Annotated in this window: 20 protein-coding genes and 1 pseudogene; 13 read left to right on the top strand and 8 right to left on the bottom strand. The window is 68.9% G+C overall.

Annotation, left to right across the window (positions count from 1 at the left end):
* On the bottom strand, positions 1 to 279 hold a 279-nt coding region (locus H613_RS0114010), incomplete at its 3' end, for a transposase (RefSeq protein WP_051393346.1).
* Between the two features lie 150 nt (positions 280 to 429).
* Complete coding sequence (locus H613_RS0114015; protein ID WP_026924303.1) at positions 430 to 1299, bottom strand: IS5 family transposase; 870 nt, start codon at positions 1297 to 1299, stop codon at positions 430 to 432.
* A gap of 254 nt (positions 1300 to 1553) precedes the next feature.
* Between H613_RS0114015 and H613_RS0114020 the strand changes: the two genes are divergently transcribed.
* The 8 genes from H613_RS0114020 (at position 1554) to H613_RS0114055 (ending at position 6664) form a co-directional block, all read left to right on the top strand.
* Positions 1554 to 2177 carry a restriction system modified-DNA reader domain-containing protein gene (locus tag H613_RS0114020; protein ID WP_026924304.1) on the top strand — a complete coding sequence of 208 codons (624 nt, stop codon included), beginning with the start codon at positions 1554 to 1556 and terminating at the stop codon, positions 2175 to 2177.
* 200 nt (positions 2178 to 2377) lie between these two features.
* The gene (locus tag H613_RS0114025; RefSeq protein WP_026924305.1) at positions 2378 to 3226 is read left to right on the top strand and encodes a Scr1 family TA system antitoxin-like transcriptional regulator; all 849 of its coding nucleotides are present in this window, start codon (positions 2378 to 2380) and stop codon (positions 3224 to 3226) included.
* Positions 3223 to 3420 carry a DUF397 domain-containing protein gene (locus tag H613_RS0114030; RefSeq protein ID WP_026924306.1) on the top strand — a complete coding sequence of 66 codons (198 nt, stop codon included), beginning with the start codon at positions 3223 to 3225 and terminating at the stop codon, positions 3418 to 3420. The genes H613_RS0114025 and H613_RS0114030 overlap by 4 nt, the downstream gene beginning before the upstream one ends.
* 126 nt (positions 3421 to 3546) lie before the next feature.
* Positions 3547 to 3831, top strand: a complete 285-nt coding sequence (locus tag H613_RS26555; RefSeq protein WP_035738132.1) for a DUF397 domain-containing protein — start codon at positions 3547 to 3549, stop codon at positions 3829 to 3831.
* A 222-nt stretch (positions 3832 to 4053) separates the two neighbouring features.
* Positions 4054 to 4365: a hypothetical protein gene (locus tag H613_RS0114040; RefSeq protein WP_156926028.1), complete on the top strand. Its 312-nt coding sequence runs from the start codon at positions 4054 to 4056 to the stop codon at positions 4363 to 4365.
* On the top strand, positions 4362 to 4844 hold the full coding sequence (locus H613_RS0114045) for a hypothetical protein (protein ID WP_026924308.1): 483 nt from the start codon (positions 4362 to 4364) through the stop codon (positions 4842 to 4844). Before H613_RS0114040 ends, H613_RS0114045 begins: the two co-directional genes overlap by 4 nt.
* Complete coding sequence (locus H613_RS0114050) at positions 4841 to 5170, top strand: hypothetical protein (RefSeq protein ID WP_156926029.1); 330 nt, start codon at positions 4841 to 4843, stop codon at positions 5168 to 5170. The genes H613_RS0114045 and H613_RS0114050 overlap by 4 nt, the downstream gene beginning before the upstream one ends.
* Positions 5171 to 5452: 282 nt before the next feature.
* Positions 5453 to 6664 (top strand): DUF8612 domain-containing protein, encoded by a 1212-nt coding sequence (locus tag H613_RS0114055; RefSeq protein ID WP_051393347.1) that lies wholly within the window; start codon positions 5453 to 5455, stop codon positions 6662 to 6664.
* Between the two features lie 113 nt (positions 6665 to 6777).
* Here the strand turns inward: H613_RS0114055 and H613_RS26560 are convergent, their stop codons facing one another.
* The 5 genes and pseudogenes from H613_RS26560 to H613_RS0114075 form a co-directional block, all read right to left on the bottom strand.
* Positions 6778 to 8106, bottom strand: a complete 1329-nt coding sequence (locus H613_RS26560) for a DUF2786 domain-containing protein (RefSeq protein ID WP_051393348.1) — start codon at positions 8104 to 8106, stop codon at positions 6778 to 6780.
* Positions 8107 to 8248: 142 nt separating this feature from the next.
* On the bottom strand, positions 8249 to 8611 hold the full coding sequence (locus H613_RS32940) for a DUF4143 domain-containing protein (protein WP_500683465.1): 363 nt from the start codon (positions 8609 to 8611) through the stop codon (positions 8249 to 8251).
* Positions 8612 to 8632: 21 nt separating this feature from the next.
* Positions 8633 to 9514, bottom strand: a pseudogene (locus tag H613_RS0114065) (ATP-binding protein); the annotation flags it as partial.
* Positions 9515 to 9872: 358 nt separating this feature from the next.
* Positions 9873 to 11885: a right-handed parallel beta-helix repeat-containing protein gene (locus H613_RS26565; protein ID WP_051393350.1), complete on the bottom strand. Its 2013-nt coding sequence runs from the start codon at positions 11883 to 11885 to the stop codon at positions 9873 to 9875.
* Between the two features lie 57 nt (positions 11886 to 11942).
* Positions 11943 to 12317 carry a hypothetical protein gene (locus tag H613_RS0114075; protein WP_026924312.1) on the bottom strand — a complete coding sequence of 125 codons (375 nt, stop codon included), beginning with the start codon at positions 12315 to 12317 and terminating at the stop codon, positions 11943 to 11945.
* A gap of 292 nt (positions 12318 to 12609) precedes the next feature.
* Between H613_RS0114075 and H613_RS0114080 the strand changes: the two genes are divergently transcribed.
* Entirely contained in the window at positions 12610 to 13065 is a 456-nt protein-coding gene (locus tag H613_RS0114080) for a hypothetical protein (protein ID WP_026924313.1), read from the top strand.
* Positions 13066 to 13380: 315 nt separating this feature from the next.
* On the opposite strand, the gene H613_RS0114085 is transcribed toward H613_RS0114080, so the two are convergent.
* Positions 13381 to 14430, bottom strand: a complete 1050-nt coding sequence (locus H613_RS0114085; RefSeq protein ID WP_026924314.1) for a LacI family DNA-binding transcriptional regulator — start codon at positions 14428 to 14430, stop codon at positions 13381 to 13383.
* Between the two features lie 115 nt (positions 14431 to 14545).
* On the opposite strand from H613_RS0114085, the gene H613_RS32130 reads away from it, so the two are divergent.
* The 4 genes from H613_RS32130 to H613_RS0114105 are packed head-to-tail and all read left to right on the top strand — an operon-like array spanning position 14546 to position 18381.
* A complete protein-coding gene (locus H613_RS32130; protein WP_026924315.1) occupies positions 14546 to 15610 on the top strand; it encodes a substrate-binding domain-containing protein in 1065 nt (354 codons plus the stop codon).
* 31 nt (positions 15611 to 15641) lie between these two features.
* Entirely contained in the window at positions 15642 to 16679 is a 1038-nt protein-coding gene (locus H613_RS0114095) for an ABC transporter permease (RefSeq protein ID WP_026924316.1), read from the top strand.
* Positions 16676 to 17464: an ATP-binding cassette domain-containing protein gene (locus tag H613_RS0114100; protein WP_026924317.1), complete on the top strand. Its 789-nt coding sequence runs from the start codon at positions 16676 to 16678 to the stop codon at positions 17462 to 17464. The genes H613_RS0114095 and H613_RS0114100 overlap by 4 nt, the downstream gene beginning before the upstream one ends.
* Entirely contained in the window at positions 17461 to 18381 is a 921-nt protein-coding gene (locus H613_RS0114105; protein WP_026924318.1) for a carbohydrate kinase family protein, read from the top strand. The genes H613_RS0114100 and H613_RS0114105 overlap by 4 nt, the downstream gene beginning before the upstream one ends.
* Positions 18382 to 18406: the final 25 nt, after the last annotated feature.

Genomic DNA, 18406 nt, shown 5'->3' on the forward strand with positions numbered 1-18406 from the left:
GGCTGCTTTTTTTAGGAACGCGACTTCCATCTCGAGTTCACGGATGCGTTGTTCGGCCCGACGCATCTCCGGTGATTCCATGGACATGGACTCACTGGTTTGATCGGGAGTTGCGCCGGTAATCCGTCGCTGCTTGCGGGCTTGCTTCACCCAATTCCGGAGCGTCCACTCGTTGATATCGAGTTCCGCGGCCACCTTGGCAACGGATTTGCCGCCATCGAGCGCCATATCGATGGCCATCTGCTTGAACTCGGGCTTGTAGGTGCGTCCCTGACTCACAATTCCTGCTTTCCGTTCTACCAGCGATCGTAACGCTGGCTGTCCAGAAAACCCGAGGCCCCTCAGGGGCGCCACAGCGGACACCGAACAGCACCTCGCCCGATCCCTGCTCGAACGATTGCGGGCGGGCTGTCTGCTCCTAGGCCGTGTTTACGAACTGGGTTTCCAGTCGAGGATGATCGCGACTTGGATGGTGGCCTCGTAGCGGACGGCGAGTTTGTCGTACCTGGTAGAGACGGCGCGGTAGCGCTTGAGGCGCCCGATGGCCCGCTCGACGGTGTTGCGTTCCTTATACGCCTCGGGATCGAATGCCGGAGGCCTGCCACCGGCGCGACCCTTGGCGATCCGGTTCCTGCGGTGGTCCTTCTTCTCGGGGATCACGGCCTGGATACCGCGCTTGCGGAGGTAGCGGCGGTTGGCCTTGCTCGGATACGCCTTGTCGGCCAAGACGCGGCGTGGACGCTTGCGGGGCCGGCCGGGCCCTGGCCGGGGCACGCTGAGGTGCTCCAACACCGGCTGGAACTGTGGTGAGTCACCACGCTGCCCGGCAGTGAGCTGCATGGACATGATGGCCTGGTCGGTATCGGCGGCGAGGTGGACCTTGGTGGTCCAGCCCCCGCGTGAGCGTCCGAGCGCGTGGTCGTCCGGTTCGCCGGGCACGGCCCGGCTTCCGGCTCCGGCGGCGGCCTGGTGGGCGCGAACGGTGGTGGAGTCGACGCTGACCGTCCAGGTCAGGCGGCCGTGATGGTCGAGTAGGGCCAGGATCATCTTCACCATCAGCGCCCAGATGCCGGTCCGTTGCCAGGTGGCGAACAGGGGGTAGACGGTGGGCCAGGGGCCGTAGCGTTCGGGGACGTCTCTCCAGGGAGATCCGGCCCGGACTGGCCAGGCCACGCCGTTGAACAGGGTTCGTCTTGACCTGGTGATCGGCCTGCCGGTCGGGGCGGGGCCGGGGATCCAGCGGCGCAGCCTGGCCCATTGCTTATCGGTCAGATCCCCGCGTACTGTTACGCTGGACATAGAAGCCTCCTATTGTAATCCGTTGCGACACAACAGATTCAACAGGAGGCTTCCTCAGTTCGTAAACACGGCCTAGAGTTGAGCCCGGAAACACTCGCCCGGCTTGGCGCCACGTTCCCCTTCAGGTTCACGAGCGCTGATGACGCGGCCAACGGCATCCTCGATGAGCTGCAACGACTTCAGGCGGACGCATCAACGCCTCCCGCGACTCGGTCCACGATCGGACCACAGATCGACTCGCGGGCATTCGGGGCGTGCACGAGTTCATCGCAGGCGGCGACTTCAAGGCGGGCGACGAGCTCCGCTGGGAACGCCCGAACCTGCGGGAGACCCATATCGCGCACGTCGACGCCAACGGCTGCATCCTCACCGAGGACGGGCAGGCACACGCGTACCCGGCGGCCGCCCTTGCGCCGCTCACGCCGGGCCCGAACCCGCACCCTTGGGAGGCATGGATCCACACGCCCAGCGGGAAACCGATCGGCGACTGGCGCGAGGAGTACCGCCGCCGCAAGCACTCCGAGATCACTCCCGGTACCGAGGATCAGCAGCTCATGGACTGGACCGAGATGATCGCCGTCGTCCTTGAGCGCATGCCCGAAGGCAACTGGACCACCTATGGCGACCTCGCACGACTCACCGGCCAACATCAGAGTGGGGTCGGAAGCTTCATCGCGAACGCCCCTCACCTGAAGAACCTCTGGCGGGTCCTGCTCGCCGAGGGCAAGGTCTCGCCCAACTTCACCTGGCCGAGAAAGGACCTCGGCGACCCGCACGACCTCCTTCGCAAGGAAGGCGTCCGGTTCTCTCCGAGCCTGGTGGCCGATCGGACGCAACGACTGCACGTGGAAGACCTTCGCAAGCTGCTGTCGCAGTAGCGGCACGCGGCAGCGGCCGGACCCCGCCCGCCGCTGCCGCCACACACCGACGCCTGTTATCCGAGCGAAAATCGAGGAAACCAACTTCCTTGCGAGACAATGGAATTCGGAAGAGTCGGATATTTGACACTTTGCGACACGCGTGCGACGCGCGGGATGATCTTGTAACGAAGTGCGCACGCTGTCTAGAATTCCTGCCCATGACGGAAAGTGACGACGCGACCCCCGGCCCTCCTCCGCTCATGGAGCTGGCCCGTCAGCTCCTCTCCGAACGGACACGGCCGCGGGACTACTACCCACGAGGCTACGAGAAGACCGAGATCCCCCGCGACATCTGCTCACCGAAGACCCTGAGCCGCTTGGAGTCCGGAAGGTATCGGGGTGTGAAGCTCGGCACGGTGCTCTCGCTCCTGCGTTTCTACCGAACCCCACACGAGCTGTTCGACCACATCGCCATGCTGGTCGAGGCCGCAAGGGCCAACGACTGGTGTAGCCACTACGCGAGCGCCCTGGACGATAGCGGATGGTTCTACCAGCAGTGTGAGGACAACGCGAGTTACCTTGCGTTCCACTCGTATTCGGTGCTGCCCTCACTCATCCACAGCCCTGCCTATTACCGGATGATCCGCGACAAGACCGAAGTCTCCTTCGATGAGGCTCCAGACTGGGATAACGGTCTGGATTTCCGCATGGACCGGCGTGAACGCTGGATCGGGTCAGAGCGTCCTGCGCTGTTCCTGATCGGCGAGGCTGCGATCAGCATGGCCCTTGGTTCCGAAAAAGAGGAGATTCTGGCTGACCTGCACAAAATCGCCGCCCTGCCCTTCGCCGACGTGCGCGTCCTCCCGTTCGCTGTCGGCTTCTACGAATTGCAATCGTGGACGCTCAACCTTCTGGAATACGATGGCGGCGAAGAGACCGTGATCAACGTCGAGTCGCCACGGGGTTCTGGCTTCATTCCCGCGGATTCGACGCGAGGTAAGTTCTTCACCGGTGCTCTCAAGGTGGCATCTCGCAAGTCGATCGCATTGGAGGACTTCCTAAAGTGACCAGTATCGGGCCCTGGCGCAAGTCGACCCGCAGCGCCAACAACCAGAACAATAGCTGCGTCGAGGTGCGTCTCAACGGCGACAACCCGCAGGTCTCGGACAGCAAGCTCGCCGACGACCGTCCCATCCTCACCGTCAGCGCGAACAGCTATAACGGCCTGCTCGCATGGGTGAAGGACACTCCCGCACAGTAGTGAGCGCCCAGGCCCGGCGTGGAGGCGAGCGGGCCGGGGCTCACCCGACACAGCACCACCGATCGCGACGGCGGCGGAACCCGAGAACCCGCCGCCCGTCGCCACTCCCCCGCACCGAGGAGCGCCATGAACGAGCCGGTCCGCGAACACCCGCTCAAAGGGCGATTCGACAGCGCCGCAGCACGTTGGGAGCGTCCCGAAGCAGACGACGGCACCCCCGGTGAACTTGAGATCGGCTTCGCCGAGAACGGCCTGGTCGCCATGCGCCGCGCCGACGACCCCGGCGGCACGGTCCTGATCTACACGCCCGACGAGTGGGAGGCGTTCGTCGGCGGCGTCCGCGACGGCGAATTGGACCTGGGCGTCCTCGTCGACGACGCCGAGCGCGCCGCCGCCGACGACGAGGCGTAGCCGACCGGCCTTCACCCGAGCGATCCTCGGGACATTCCACGTGGACATTCTGGCCTTCGCCGCCTGTCCATTCTGACCGGCTATCCAGCGAGTCCGACTGACTCGCCTGCCAGTTTCCATTCTTGTGTCAACGTTTCCGCTGCTCTTAGGCTTGTCGCAGCAGTCGTCCAAGCACGGCTGCGATCCACAGGCGACTCATCTACGGCATCGGGGAGCGACGCGATGACAGGACGGAACCGACCACCGCTGGAACCCGGCCGGGTGCTGGGGCACTTCGTCAACGTCGCCGGGACGGTCTTCGTCCTGCGGGCCAGTGCGGGCGGGCACCGGATCGGCGTTCGCCTGCACCACGACGAAGGACCCGAGATCGCGATCGTATGCCTGCCGCTCGACCCGTCCGCGCGCCTCATCCGCTGGCAGGGGCTGCTGTGGTCGTCGAATCCGCCCGAATGGAAACAAGAGGTCAGGGACTTGGCCTTCACGGCCATCGATGCGATCCTCGGTGGGCGGCCCGGAGCGGCGGCCCGGCCGTGACGGACTTCTCGGATCTCCTCGCGCGCAGCGTCTTCGCGCTGCGGCCCGGACTCGCAGACTCCGCCGTCGACAGGGGTGACGGCGGTGCGGGGAGCAGTGAAGGCGGATCGGCTGCTCCCTCGGACGCGACCGCGGCGGTACCGGCAACCGTTGTTCCTCCGGCCGCCGCGGTCGCGTCCGAACCGCACGCATCCGAACCGTGCCCATCCGACCAGCACGACGACCGCGGCTACCGCGCCGTGGTCTTCGACAAGCCGCACACCGGCACCGTCGACGCCCAGGGCATGGTGGAGCCCCGGCACCGCGTCACGGTGTCATGCTGCCTGTGCCCCGGCGTCTTCCATCTCTCCGCCTCGGGCTACGGGGAGATGGCGCGCCGGGTCGAGGCGGCCGGGTGGCGGTACACACCGGGCCGTCACCTCCACGACCGCGCCTGGTGTCCCGCCTGCCGCCCGAACGCCGGGAAGGCCGTCGCTTGAACGCTCGACACGACCGCCTCCCGGCGGGACCGGCCGCCGCCGCTGACCCGCGGCGGCCGGTCCGCTCCTCCTGCTTGATCGTGCTGGGCTGCGTCGAGGTCGATGACTTCGAGGTCGAGTTCGTGTGGTCGACGCTCACGGACACCGTCCTCGCCGACTTCCGCGGGGTCGAGCCGAGGCGGATCGGCACCGCGGTCATAGGCGGGCGCGCAGATCCCGCGTTCGTGGCGCAGCCCGATCATCTGTACTGGCTGGGGTACGAGCATCGCGAGGCGCGGATCCTTCAGGCCGCGGTCCGCCTGTTCGAGCAGCGGCCACGGCGTTGAGGCATCGAACCGCAGGTGGCCGGGCTGTTCCGAATGCGGCGCGAGTGGTGCGGCCAAACGTGCGTCAGGTGAGCGTCGATTCTCAACCGAGTCCGGATATTCATCATCAATATTGACTACTTGTCCGTTTTCACCGGTGAGCCAGAGCGACCGTTCATGCGTCAGTCGAGCGACCATACATGCGCGACATCAGCGTCCAGACATGCGTGATGGTAGGCTGTAGACGTGAGTCGAGTACCTCGTTCCCCGCACGGCACCATCCTGCCCCGGCGCGCGGCGTCGATGGTCGAGGAGGCGCTGGCCGACACCCGCGTCATTCTGGTGAACGGCGCGAGACAGGCGGGCAAGAGCACCCTCGTGTCGCTGATCGGGGAGGACCGGGGCGCGGTCTGGTTCAGCCTCGACGACCCGCAGACCCGGCGGGCCGCCGCGGCCGATCCGGTCACGTTCGTGAACCGCGACGAACCGATGATCATCGACGAGATCCAGCGCGACCCCGAGCTGCTGCTGTCGATCAAGTCGACGGTCGACCGGGACGGCCGCCCGGGACGGTTCCTGCTGACCGGCTCGGCGCGCATCCTCGGTCTGCGCAATCTCCCCGACACCTTGATCGGTCGAATGGAGACCATCGAGCTGTGGCCGCTCTCGCAAGGCGAGATCGACGGCGCCCCGGACGGCTTCGTCGACGCGGTCTTCGACCAGGGCCCCGCGTTCGACCATGAATCCGATGAGGACTTGCGCGACTACGCCGAGCGGCTGGTCAGAGGCGGCTTTCCGGAGGCGGTGGCGCGGACGGCGAGCCGCCGCGGCCGATTCTTCGACTCGTACGTATCCGACCTGATCAACCGGGATGTCATGCAGCTCGCCGAGCTCGAACGCGTCACCCAGCTGTCGGTGCTGACGCAGATGCTGGCGGCTCGCTCGGGCGGACTGCTGGTGCCCGGCAACCTCGCCCGGTCCCTGGAGGTCGACCGCAACACGGTGCTTCGACACGTCCGTCTCTTGGAGGAGGTCTACTTCCTCAAACGGATCCCCGCGTTCACCCGGAACCTCAGTTCCCGAGCGGTGAAGACCTCCAAAACCGCCCTCGTGGACTCGGGCGTGGCCGCGCACCTCGTCCAAGCCGACGCCCGTTCGCTCGCCCGCCAGGACGCCGCGCTCGGACCGCTCCTCGAAGGCTTCGTCGCCATGGAGTTGCAGCGCCAGCTCTCCTGGTCCGAACGGCGCGCGACCATGTTCCACTACCGGACCAAGGACAAACTCGAAGTGGACATCGTGCTCGAGACGCCGCGACGTCAGGTGGTCGCCTTCGAAGTCAAAGCGGGAGCGACCGTCCGCGGCGATGACTTCAACGGACTGCGGCACCTCGCGGACCGACTGGGAGACGACTTCCTCCTCGGCGCGGTGCTCTACACCGGCGACAAGACGCTGCCGTTCGGCCCGAAGATGCGTGCCATCCCCATCGCCGCCATCTGGGAATCCGAGGCCGGCTGAAGCGCTGATCGGGCCTCGCGAAGCCGCGTTGCGGCGCTTCAGACGCCGGGCATGGACCGGACCGAGACGCCCTCGCCCACGAGGCTCCCGGCGATCGACCAGACGCGGGCCGCTCAGCGGGTCGGTATCTCCTCCGCCCCTTGGAGCCTGGCGCGGTCGGCCGCCGCGCGGCCCGCGATGTGGCCCTCGTAGTCGCTGATCCGCGTGGCCGACCGGAAGGTCAGGTTCGGGAACAGCTCCTCGGTCTTGGCGTCCACCGCTTCGCGCTGCAACCGCATCACCGGGACGAGGTCGGTCCCGGTCTCGTCGGCGACCTCGCGGACCGTGGTCTCGGCGGACTCGGCCAGCCGCTCCCCGATCCGCACCGCGAAGGACGCCAGGAACGACTGCCGGAACGAGCGCGTCCGCGACCGGCCCGCACCGTCCCGCCTCGCGCCCGCCCGGGTCATCGCGGACGTCGCCTGCACCAGCAGCGAGTTGTACAGCAGCTCCACCGAACGCAGGTTCGTCCGGGCGCCGACCACGGTGCAGAACCCGGCGGCCGTCGAGTAGACCGCTCGGCACCCGTTGGCGTCCGCGACGACGTGCAGCAGCTCGGACTTCTGCTTCTCGTAGGGCTTCTCGACGTAGACGCGCACCGCCGCGGCCTTGACGGCCGCGTCCCCGCCCTCCGCGAGGAGGGCCTCGTTGATCGAGTGCCTGGCGATGAGCTGCTGGGCCTTCGCGGTGAACGCCTCGGCCTCGGCGTCGGAGTCCGTCGACTCGGCCTTTGCCAGCAGCGCCCGGACCTTCTCGTACACCTTGGCGGACTCGGCGCCGTCTCCACGCACCGAAACGGGGCGCCCGCCGGGGCGCGGCTGCACCATCGGGATCGGTTCGAGGTCGGCGAGGGTGTACAGCGCCTCCAAGAGCGCCGCGGCGGCCGCGGTCCAGGCAGGGCCCTCACGGCCTGCGAGCGCCTCCTTGACGGACGCGGGCGCCGAGTGTTCGGCCAGTGCTTCCCGCTGCGCGCTCCACAGGTCGCTCAGCTGCGCTTCCGCATAGCGACGCAGTTCGGAGCGCATGAGCGTCGCGGCGGCCTTCATCGCCGGGCTGGAGGTGGTCTTCGCCATCATGCTGAGCACGTCCCTGGGCATCCAACCGCGGTCCCATGCCTGCCCGATCGCGTCCTCGGCCATCGCGTCGACGGTGGTCGCCACGGCTTCGCGCCAGCGGCCGTGCGCCGTCGCGCGGGACAGCATGAGCGCCGACTGCTCCCAGGTGGGGGCGTCGCACTCGCCGCAAGGGCAGGCGTCGGCCATGATCTGGACCAGGGCGTATCGAGCTCGGGCCAGCAGCTCCTCCCAGGTCGCAGGGGCCTGGGCCGAACTGCGGTCGCTGACTCGGCGCTTGAGCTTCTCCCGCGACTTGGCCTTGCGTCGCAGCCGGTTCTCCCTCCCCATGCCGCACCTCCATGCTCGCCGTATAGGGCTCAACGACCGGATCCGGGATACGCAACGGCCGTACCCCGGTGAGGCAGGCTACATGGTCTTGAGCGACGCGGGTGCGGCCCAGGCCGCCATGGTCGCCGAAGCGCGGTGGCGATCACGGCATGGGCGCCCCGCCCCACAGGGCCGAGACGGGGAGGGCGGCCATGTCAGGTCCGAACGGCACCGTCTCCTCGCCCAAGTAGAGGACGTATCCGGCGCGGAACCGGTCGCCGATTCGGTCTCGCAGCCAATGGAGATGTTTGAACGAGTCGGACCGCACCGTTGCCGAGGCCTTGACTTCGATGGCCACCACGGCTCCGTCTCGTCGTTCGAGCACGAAGTCGATCTCGCGGCCGTCGCGGTCACGGTAGAAGTGCAGCCCCGCTCGAATCGAACTCACTGTCAGCTGCCGGGTCAGCTCGGTGAACGCGAAGGTCTCCACCAGCGGTCCCGCAAGTGGGTGCCCGGGGGCCGACACGGCTTCGAAGTCGGCTCCGAGCAGCGACGCCGTCAATCCCGAGTCCGTGACGTAAGCCTTCGGAGTCTTGATGGACTTCGCGGTCAGGCTGGTCGACCACGTCGGCAGTTTCGCGGTGAGGTAGACGATGTCGAGATAACCCAGATAGTCACGGACGGTGGCGTGGTTGAGTTCCAAGCTCTTGGCGAGCTCGGAGAGCACCAGGTTCGAGCCGGAGCGCGCGGCGACCAGCCGCAGGAGCTGCGGCAGCAGGTTGGCGTGGCGAACGTCCGCGAACTCCGCAACGTCCCGCAGCACCACCGTGGACACATAGCCCTCGAACCAGTCCGCACGAAGCGATTCGGAACCGATTCGAGCCGCCTCCGGATAGCCTCCCTCACAGACGAGCTTGAAGTAGTCGGCCCTGGTCCATTGCGACGCCTGCGGTGAGTCCAGCAGGCGCTGCCGGTCGAACAGGAGCTCAGGCGCATCGACATCGGATCTTGTCCGTTCGGCGGCGCTCAGGGGCCAGAGGTCGACGAACACGGCTCGTCCCGCCGACGATTCCGACAAGGTCGGCACCGTCAGAAGCCGCGTCGAGCCCGACAGGACGAACTGGCCGGGCGCATCATCGAGATCCATGAGGCGCTGGACCGCAAGCAGCAGATCGTCGCCGCCGCGCTGTACTTCGTCGAAGATCCGAGGCGCCGAACCATGCCCGGCGAACCCCGACGGATCGGAGCGGACCGTCTGGAGGACGGTCGGATCATCGAGCGTCGCGAAGGTCCCGCCTCGTTCGGCATGCAGTTGTCGCAGCAGGGTGGTCTTCCCAGCCTGCCGAGGGCCGCCGACCACGACGGCTCTGAACGCGTCAACACGCTCGTTCAGGCGAGAGAGCGCTCGTCGAGGCAGGAGGCTGGACATGACTCGACGAAATCACGACCATAATCACAGATTTGCCGAAGTTGTATTAACGATTTCGCCGAGGTTGAGGCGCCAGTTCCGCCGCTACCCGTGCCGACCCCAGCGGCCGGCTTCCGAACGGGCCGCCCCATCACGCGGCTATACAGCGCATCCACCTGCGAATATAGGTTCGCATAGGCCGTTGTGAAGCCTGCAAGAAGCAGGTAGTTGTATGCATGCGTCGGTCTTCGGATCGGCGCTTTTCACATTTCCGGAGGCCGCACGCGCTGGGTTGAGGCCCCGAGGGCGGTCCCCCACGAGCGTCAGCCGCGAACCAGGCGGAGGGGACGCCGCCGGTTCCCGCTCGCATCACGATGCGTCAGCGGGCTTCTCGGTCCGGGGCGGGCGCAGCGAGGATCCGGGTGCCGGGGGCCGGGGCCGCGAACGGCCCGGGCACGGCCTCGTCGCGTGGGAGGCCGGTGATGTCTGCGCTCAGGTCCAGGTCAGACCCGTCGGGGTTGGTGTAGCCCATCTCGGCCTGGTAGCTCGTCCCGAGGCGCGCGGTCGTCACCGGGGCGACGGCGTCGATGGCGCCGGACACTTCGACGCGAACGCTCCCGGCTGCGGCGTCGTGCACCTCGACGCGCACCGGTGAGGTGTCGAGGACACGGGGCGCGGGTTCGGCGCGGAACGGCTCGGCGCCCTCCGCGTACAGGTTGCCCTCGACCCAGACCGGCAGGCGCGGCCCGGCCAGCGCGCTGCCGTCCTCGTTCGGATACTCCTCCGGCGTCGGATACGCGTCGTACTGCGAGGTTCCCACCGGGGTCGGCACGAAGGCGGCCTGGCCGGGCACGCCGTCGATGTCGATCGCGCCGGACCAGAAGCTCGCGAGCGCCGGTTCGGCACGTTCTTCGCGGGCGCGGTCACCGACGAAGAGGTTGTTGTAGAACCGGTTGTCGCCGCCGAGGATGTTCGAGACGCCGTAGACGGCCGTGGAGTGCGGGAGGTGGTACGGGGTGTACCGCTGGTGCTCGGTGCAGTTCGCGATGCGGCCCGCGAAGTAGTTGTGCACGTAGGCGCCGCCGGTGGACATGTCCTTGACCGCCCACGGTGAGAGGAACAGGTTCGAGTCCACGAGGTAGGGGCCGTGGCAGACCTCGACCATGAAGTCCTCGGCGGTGGAGGCGTAGCAGACGTTGCGCCGCACCAGGGTGCCTTGGGCCTGCCAGTCGAGCCACAGGGCCCGATGCGTGTGGTGGATGGTGTTGCCGCTGATCACGGTGTCGATGGCGGCGTGCAGTTTGATGCCGGCCACCTCGGCGCCGTGCCACTGCCGCTTCACGTGGATGCGGGAGATGTGGTTGTCGGCGACGGTCGAGAACGCCGCGCCGAGATGGCCGACGACGCCCGCCTGCTCGCAGTCCCGGATGGTGTTGCGGCGCACCGTGTGGGAGCCGACATGGTCCCGATCCCACGGGTGCGGCTCGCCCGCGTCGGGTCCGCGCAGGGCGAGCGCCCGCCCGATCACCTCGCGTTCGCGCTGCGTGCCGCCTTTGGCGCCCTTCGGTCCCGCGGTCCACTCGTTCTGCCCCGTGCCGGCCTCCTTGCCCAGGGAGACGCCGACGTTCTTCGAGTCGGTGATCGTGTTGTCCTCGATCAGCCAGCCCTTGGACCAGTGCGGGCCGATCAGGCCCTCCTGGAGCGCGGTGGGCGGCGCCCACTGCGTGGCGGCCTTGGTCAGGGTGAAGCCGCGCACCGTGAGGTGGTCGATTCCCGTGGCCGCGGGCCAGAAGACGAACTTGCGGGCGTTGATCTCGATCGCGTGCGCGGCCGGGTCGGCGCCCCCGAAGTTCGCCCAGATCGTCGTGGCGTCGTCGCCCACCTCGCAGTACCACGTCAGCAGGGAGCCCGCCGGGTCGAACGAGTCCTCGGTGACCTCGGGGCGTTCGACGCCGCCCAGGGTCAGCGACTCGTACATGGACTTGCCGTCGAGATACACCTCGCCGGTGTGCCAGGTGTTGACCCGGTCGAAGAACCAGTCCCCGCCGATGCGTTCGGCATACGGGTTGCGCTCCCCGAACAGGGTGTTCGGCACCGTCGCCGTCCAGACGCCCGCGGAGCCGGGGTGGGGGCGCCAGTCGGCGATCACCTCGGCGCCGGAGATCGTGACCGGCTCGTAGCGGCCGTCCGCGCCCAGCGCGGCCTGGTAGGTGATCGGCGCATCGGCCGTGCCGCCGCGAGGCGGATTCACCCATTCGCGGTACACGCCCGCATGCACGAGGACCGTGTCCCCCGGTTGTGCCAGCGCCGCGGCCGCGCCGATGCTGAGCAGCGGGGCCTCGGCGGTTCCAACGGCGGTATCGGACCCGGACTTCGCGACGTGTAGCTCCACGCCGCAAACCTTAGCCGCCGGCCTGCACCGTTCCCCGACCCATCGCCGCCGCGCCCGTCAGCAGGGCTTGCTCAGGTCAGCGGCGTGGTACTCGGCCACGACTTCGATCGGTCCGATGATGTGGCGGTTGAACTCCTCGAGTTCCTCGGCTGGGACCCAGAGTTCGAGGATGGTCTCGCCGCCGGCGTGTTGGATCGGGTAGCGCTCGGCGAAGGCGCGCTCGACTTCGAAGCGGGTCACATAGCCGACACCGTCACGGGGCGCGTTCCAGTCGCGGGCAATGCGGGTCGCGTAGTCCTCGTTGAGGACCGGATAGAAGATCGGCTGTTCGGGGAGCCGTGGCGGCCAGACGGCCCAGCCGGACTCGCGAACCAGCTCGAGTTCGGCCGGCCCGCATGGGCGCCACAGGGCCATGGTCTTCAGGTTGGTCATCGCACCGGTTCCATTCGGGGAGGGAGCGCTGTGACGCTGCCACATCCGGCGCGCGGTGCGCATCGGCATCGCTGCTCCAGGAGTGCCCGCACCCCTCCTTCCGGCCCTTCGTCGCGAAGCACACGTGGAAGACCCTTCGCTCGCGGTGAATGCCCTCGCCGACCCGGAAAACCCGTCCGGGCGCTGCGCCAGCTCGCACGGCGGCGTCGCGGGGAGGCGATCGCGACGAGATTTCTCGATTGTCTATACCGGCGGCGGCAGATTCAGGCCGCGGGCCGGATACGGTTCATGTATGGCCTACAGCTATTTCTCCCAGGACCAGGCTACGGCCGCCCTCCGGTCGACGCTCACGCATGCGCAGCACCTCCCGGCATTGTCGGCGCTGCTCGACGGCGACCTGCTCTGGGACCGGTCGGCGCACCAGCTCGTGCTCATGGTCGACACCTGGATCGACGGCACCGGATACGGGCGTCGAATGCACACCTGGACCGACCGCCGCGTCATCGACGACGGCGACCTCGCACGCGGGTTCTCCAGAGGCGCCAAGACCGCCGAACCCGAACTCGTGGCCGCGGCGGCCGACGAGGTCCTCGACATCATCCTCGCCGGCATCTCCGCGGTCGACGGCTCCGCGGCCTCGGCCGCGGTCACCGCGGCGCTCCACAGCGGCCTGGCGGAGTCCCCGTCGCGCAAGCCGATGTTCACAGCGCTGCGGGCACGGCAGCTCACGCGCACGGCCCAGCGCTGAGCAAGCGGCGAAACGGCGGGTGCCTCGCGAGGTTCCCGAAACAGCCCCGGCGCTCCGCGTAGGTCCGTCCACGGCCCGGCGCTTCACCGATGGCGCAGGCGATGCGCTATCAGCGGAGCGATCAAGGCCGCCACCTGCGAATACAGGTTCCCGTAGGCCTCTATCAGGCCTGTAAAACCAGGCAATACGCGAAGGCGTCGATCTTAGGATCGGCGCCTTTCGTCGTCCTGGAAATCGCCGGTCCGCCATCGATCCCTGGCGCGGGCGAAAATCGCTCACTTTGAGCGGCTGAGCCAGGGCGGATCCGGGGTCTTCTTACATTCCTGAGGGCGGGATCTCTCCGCTGCCGCGTGCGATGAGGGTGGTGCTCACGACGATGCGCTGCGACGGGGAGCCGTCGCCGTTCAGCTTTGCGAACACGCGCTCGGCGGCGATGCGGCCGAGGTCCTCCGGATGCTGGGCCACGACGGTCAACCCGGGCTCCAGCAGGTCGGCCAGCTCGACGTCGTCGAAGCCGACCAGCGCGGTGTCGCGATGGCGCCCGCGCTCGCGCAGCGCGCGCAGCGCGCCGACGGTGACGAGGTTCTGCGAGCTGAACACGGCCGTGGGCGGATTCGGGCCGTCCAGCAGCCGCAGCAGCGCCTCGCGAGCGCGTTCGGGGTCGTGGAGGTCCTCGATCACCGGGACGTCGGCGACGGGGATGCCGGCGTGGTCGAGCGCCTCGAGAAAGCCGCGGCGCCGGTGGCGGGCCGTCTGGAGGCTGTGGAGGTCGCCCAGGTAGGCGAAGCGCCGATGGCCGCGGGCCAGCAGGTGCTCGGCCGCCCGGGCGGCACCGCCGAAGTTGTCGCTGACCACCGCGTCGGTCTCGACTCCCCGCGGCTCCCGGTCGACGAACACCACCGGGGTGCCGCGCCGCAGCTCCGGCTCCAGGTAGGCCTGGTTCGTGGACGCGGTGGTGAGGATGAGCCCGTCGACCCGCCGCCGCAGGAACGCCGCGACCGCCTCGCGTTCGCGCTCAGGGTCGTCGTCGAGGCTGGAGGCGAATACGGCGACGCCGTGTTCGACCGCGACGTCCTCGACCGCCCGGTGGACGGCGCCCGCGAAGGGGTTGTCGACGCTGCTGACGAGCAGGCCGAGCGTCCTGGTGCGGCGGTCGGACCGGCGCAGGTTCCCGGCGTGCGGGTCCGGCTGGTAGTCGAGGGCTCGCGCGGCGTCGAGCACCCGGCGGGCGGTCTCGGGGGCGACGTTCGGTTCGCCGTTGACGACCCTTGAGACGGTCTTGACCGCCACACCTGCGAGTTTCGCGACATGGCGCATGGTGGGGCGGGCGCTGCTGCCCGCATCAGATTCTGACAACGATGTCACGATTTGGTCTCCAAGGTTGGCTTAACTTGAATCTTTGCGTTCGCATGCTCTAAAGATAACCATGACATCGTTGTCAATCGAGCAGCGGTACCCAACCCCCAGAGGAGATTCACCGATGCATCGCAACCGCCGAACCATCGCGGCCGCCTGCGTGCTCGCCACGGGCGCGGCCCTCACCCTGACCGGATGCGGCTCCGGCGGGTCTGACGAGGACGCCGTCGGCGTCTCGCTCATCGTCAAGACCACCGCCAACCCCTTCTTCGTGGCCATGCAGGAGGGCGCCGAGGCCGCCGCCGAGGAGGCCGGCGTCGAACTCACCCTCGCGGCGGGCCGCCAGGACGGCGACGAGGACACCCAGATACAGGCGATCGAGAACGCCGTCTCCCGCGGCGACGACGGCATCCTCATCACCCCCAACGGGCCGGGCGTCGAGGACGCCCTGATCCGGGCGAGGGACGCGGGCCTGTACGTCATCGCACTGGACACCCCGCCGACCGACCCCGAGTCCGTCGACATCACCTTCGCCACCGACAACTTCCTGGCCGGGCAGCGCATCGGCGAGTGGACCGCCGCCCAGCTCGGCGGCGAGCGGGCCGTCATCGCCATGATCGACCTGTTCGACGACAAGATCGTCTCGGTCGACGTCGAACGCGACCAGGGCTTCCTGGACGGCATGGGCATCGACCTGGCCGACCCCGGCCAGTACGGCGACGAGGCCGCCACCGGCCGGTACTCCGGCGGCGAGTACGCGATCGTCGGCCACGAGGCCTCCGAAGGGGCCGAGGCGGGCGGACGCACCGCCGCCGAGAACCTGCTGTCGGTCAACCCCGACATCAACGTCGTCTACACCATCAACGAACCGGCCGCCTACGGCGCCTACGAGGCCTTCGACGCCGCCGGTGCCACCGACGACCTCGTCGTCGTGTCGGTCGACGGCGGATGCGCCGGCGTCGATGCGGTGGCCGAGGGCGCCATCGACGCGACCAGCCAGCAGTACCCGGTGCGCATGGCCGAACTCGGCGTCGAGGCGATCCACGCGCTCGCCACCACCGGCGAGGCCCCGGAGGCCTCCGAGGGACTCGACTTCTTCAACACCGGGGTCGAGCTGGTCACCGACCAGCCGCACGACGGCATCGCATCGATCACCTCGACTGAAGCGGCCGACGTCTGCTGGGGCTAGGTCCCGGCGACTCGAGCACAACGGAGCACACGTGAGTCAGCAGACCAACGCGCCCGCGGCGGAGCACGACCTGGCCGAGGAGTTCCTCGACCGCTCCACGCCCCTCGGCGCGATCCGCAACCTCCTGCACCGCCATCCGGCGATCAGCCCCGCCATCGTCCTGATCGCCGCCGTCGCCGTCTTCGGCGGCCTCAACGAGCGCTTCCTGGAGCCGTCGAACCTGTCGCTGGTGAGCCAGCAGGTCGCCGTGGTCGGGACACTCGCCCTGGCCCAGACGCTCATCATCCTCACCGCCGGGATCGACCTGTCGGTCGGCGCGGTCATGGTGCTCAGCTCCATGGTCATCGCGCAGACCACAGTCCAGAACGGACTCCCCGCCCCGCTCGGGATCGGCCTCGGCCTGGCCGTCGGGCTCGGCGCGGGCGCGGTAAACGGCTTCCTGGTCACCCGGCTGAAGCTCCCGCCGTTCATCGTCACCCTCGGATCGCTCAACGTCTTCCTGGCGCTGACATTGCTGTACTCGGGCGGTGCCACCGTGCGCGGCGGGGACATGCCGGACCTGCTGACGCTGACCGGCGAGACCTTCAGCGTCGGCGGGGTCAACATCACCGCCGGGGTGGTGATGATGCTGGTCCTCTACGTCGCGCTGGCGCTGGTCCTCCATGGGACGGCGTGGGGCCGGCACGTGTACGCCTCCGGCGACGACTCGGAGGCGGCGCGCTTGGCGGGCATCAGCGTCCAGCGGGTGCTGGCGAGCATCTACCTCGCGGCCGGGGCGATCCTCGCCGTCGCCGCCTGGATCCAGATCGGCCGGTCCAACGCCGCCTCGCCGAACGTCGGCGTCGACTTGAACCTCGACTCGATCACCGCCGTCGTGATCGGCGGCACGAGCCTGTTCGGCGGCCGCGGCACCGTGTGGGGCACGCTCCTGGGCGCGCTCATCGTCGGCGTCTTCCGCAACGGGCTGTCCCTGGCCGGGGTCGACGTGCTCTGGCAGACCTTCGCGGTCGGCGTCCTCGTCATCGTCGCCGTCTCGGTCGACCAGTGGATCCGGAAGGGGCGCAAATGAGCACCGACGACATCAGCGGCAGCGAACCGATCCTGCGGGCGACCGGCCTGGTCAAGACCTTCGGCCGCGTCGTCGGCCTCGACGGCGTGGGCTTCGAGCTGTACCCCGGCGAGGTGCTGGCCGTCATCGGCGACAACGGCGCGGGCAAGTCGACCCTGATCAAATGCCTCACCGGCGCCGAGGTCCCCGACGAAGGGGAGATCCGTCTGGAGGGACGGCGGGTGCACTTCAAGCGCCCCCAGGACGCCCGAGCCCACGGCATCGAGACGGTGTACCAGACCCTCGCCGTCTCGCCCGCGCTCGACGTCGCCGCCAACCTGTTCCTCGGCCGGGAACTGCGCAAGCCGGGTCCCTTGGGCACGGTCCTGCGCGTGGTCGACCGGCAGCGGATGCGGCAGCGGGCGAAGGAGGAGCTGACCAAGCTGGGCATCAGCACGCTCCAGGACGTCACCGTCCCGGTCGAGAACCTCTCGGGCGGCCAGCGGCAGGCCGTCGCGGTCGCCCGGGCGGCCGCCTTCGGCTCGAAGGTGGTCGTGCTCGACGAGCCGACCGCGGCACTGGGGGTGCGCGAGTCGGGCCAGGTCCTCGACATGATCGCGGGCCTGCGCGACCGCGGCGTCCCGGTCATCTTGATCTCGCACGACATGCCGCAGGTGTTCGAGGTGGCCGACCGCATCCACATCCAGCGGCTCGGCAAGCGGGCGGCCACGATCACGCCGCGGACGCACTCGATGACCGACGCGGTGGCGATCATGACCGGCGCCGCCCAGGACGGTGCGCATTGATCGGCGTCGTCGGCGAGGCCCTGATCGACCTGGTGGTCGCCGAGTCCGACCCGACGCGGCCGGTGGCGCATCCGGGCGGCAGCCCGATGAACGTGGCGGTCACCTTGGGGCGCTTGGAGTCACCGGTGGCGTTCCTCGGCCGCCTGTCCGGCGACGCGTTCGGCGAGCTGCTCCGCGGCCACTTGCGGGCCTCGGGTGTCGACCTGCGCTGGACGGTGGACGCGGCAGAGCCCACCAGCCTGGCGGTCGTGTCGGTCACTCCCCCGGGTGAGGCGAGTTACGCCTTCCACCTCCACCGGACCGCCGACTGGCAGTGGTCGGCCGCCGAGCTTCCCGCCTCGCCGGGGTTCGACGCCGTGCACGCCGGGTCGCTCGGCCTGGCGCTCGGGCCCGGCGGCGCGGTGGTCGCCGAGTGGCTGGAGGAGCTCAGCGGGTCCACCACGATCAGCCTCGACCCCAATGTGCGCCCCGAGCACCTGGGCGAGCGGGGGCGGTACCGGGCGCGGCTGGAGCGGTGGCTCTCCTTCGCCGATCTCGTCAAGGTCTCGGACAAGGATCTGGAGTGGATCTGGCCCGGCCGCGACCCCGCCGAGTCGGCGCGGAGCTGGATCGCCCAGGGGCGCCGCCTCGTCGTCGTGACGCGCGGCGGCGACGGCTCGCAGGTGTTCGGGAGCGGCTACGAGTTCACGGTGGCGGCGCACCGCGCGGAGCTGGTCGACACCGTCGGCGCCGGGGACTCCTTCAGCGGCGCGCTGCTGCACTGGCTGGATCGGGCCGGACGGCTCGCGCCGGGGCGGCTGGCGCGCCTGAGGGCCGCAGAGGCCCGCGAGGCGGTCGAGTTCGCCTCCGCGGTCGCGGCCGCCACCTGCTCGCGCGCCGGGGCGAATCCGCCGCGCCGCGGCGAGTTGACAGGGTGAGGCGAGGGCCGGGTTTACAGCGGCG

The organism is Glycomyces arizonensis DSM 44726, from assembly GCF_000482705.1.
Lineage (GTDB): Bacteria > Actinomycetota > Actinomycetes > Mycobacteriales > Micromonosporaceae > Glycomyces > Glycomyces arizonensis.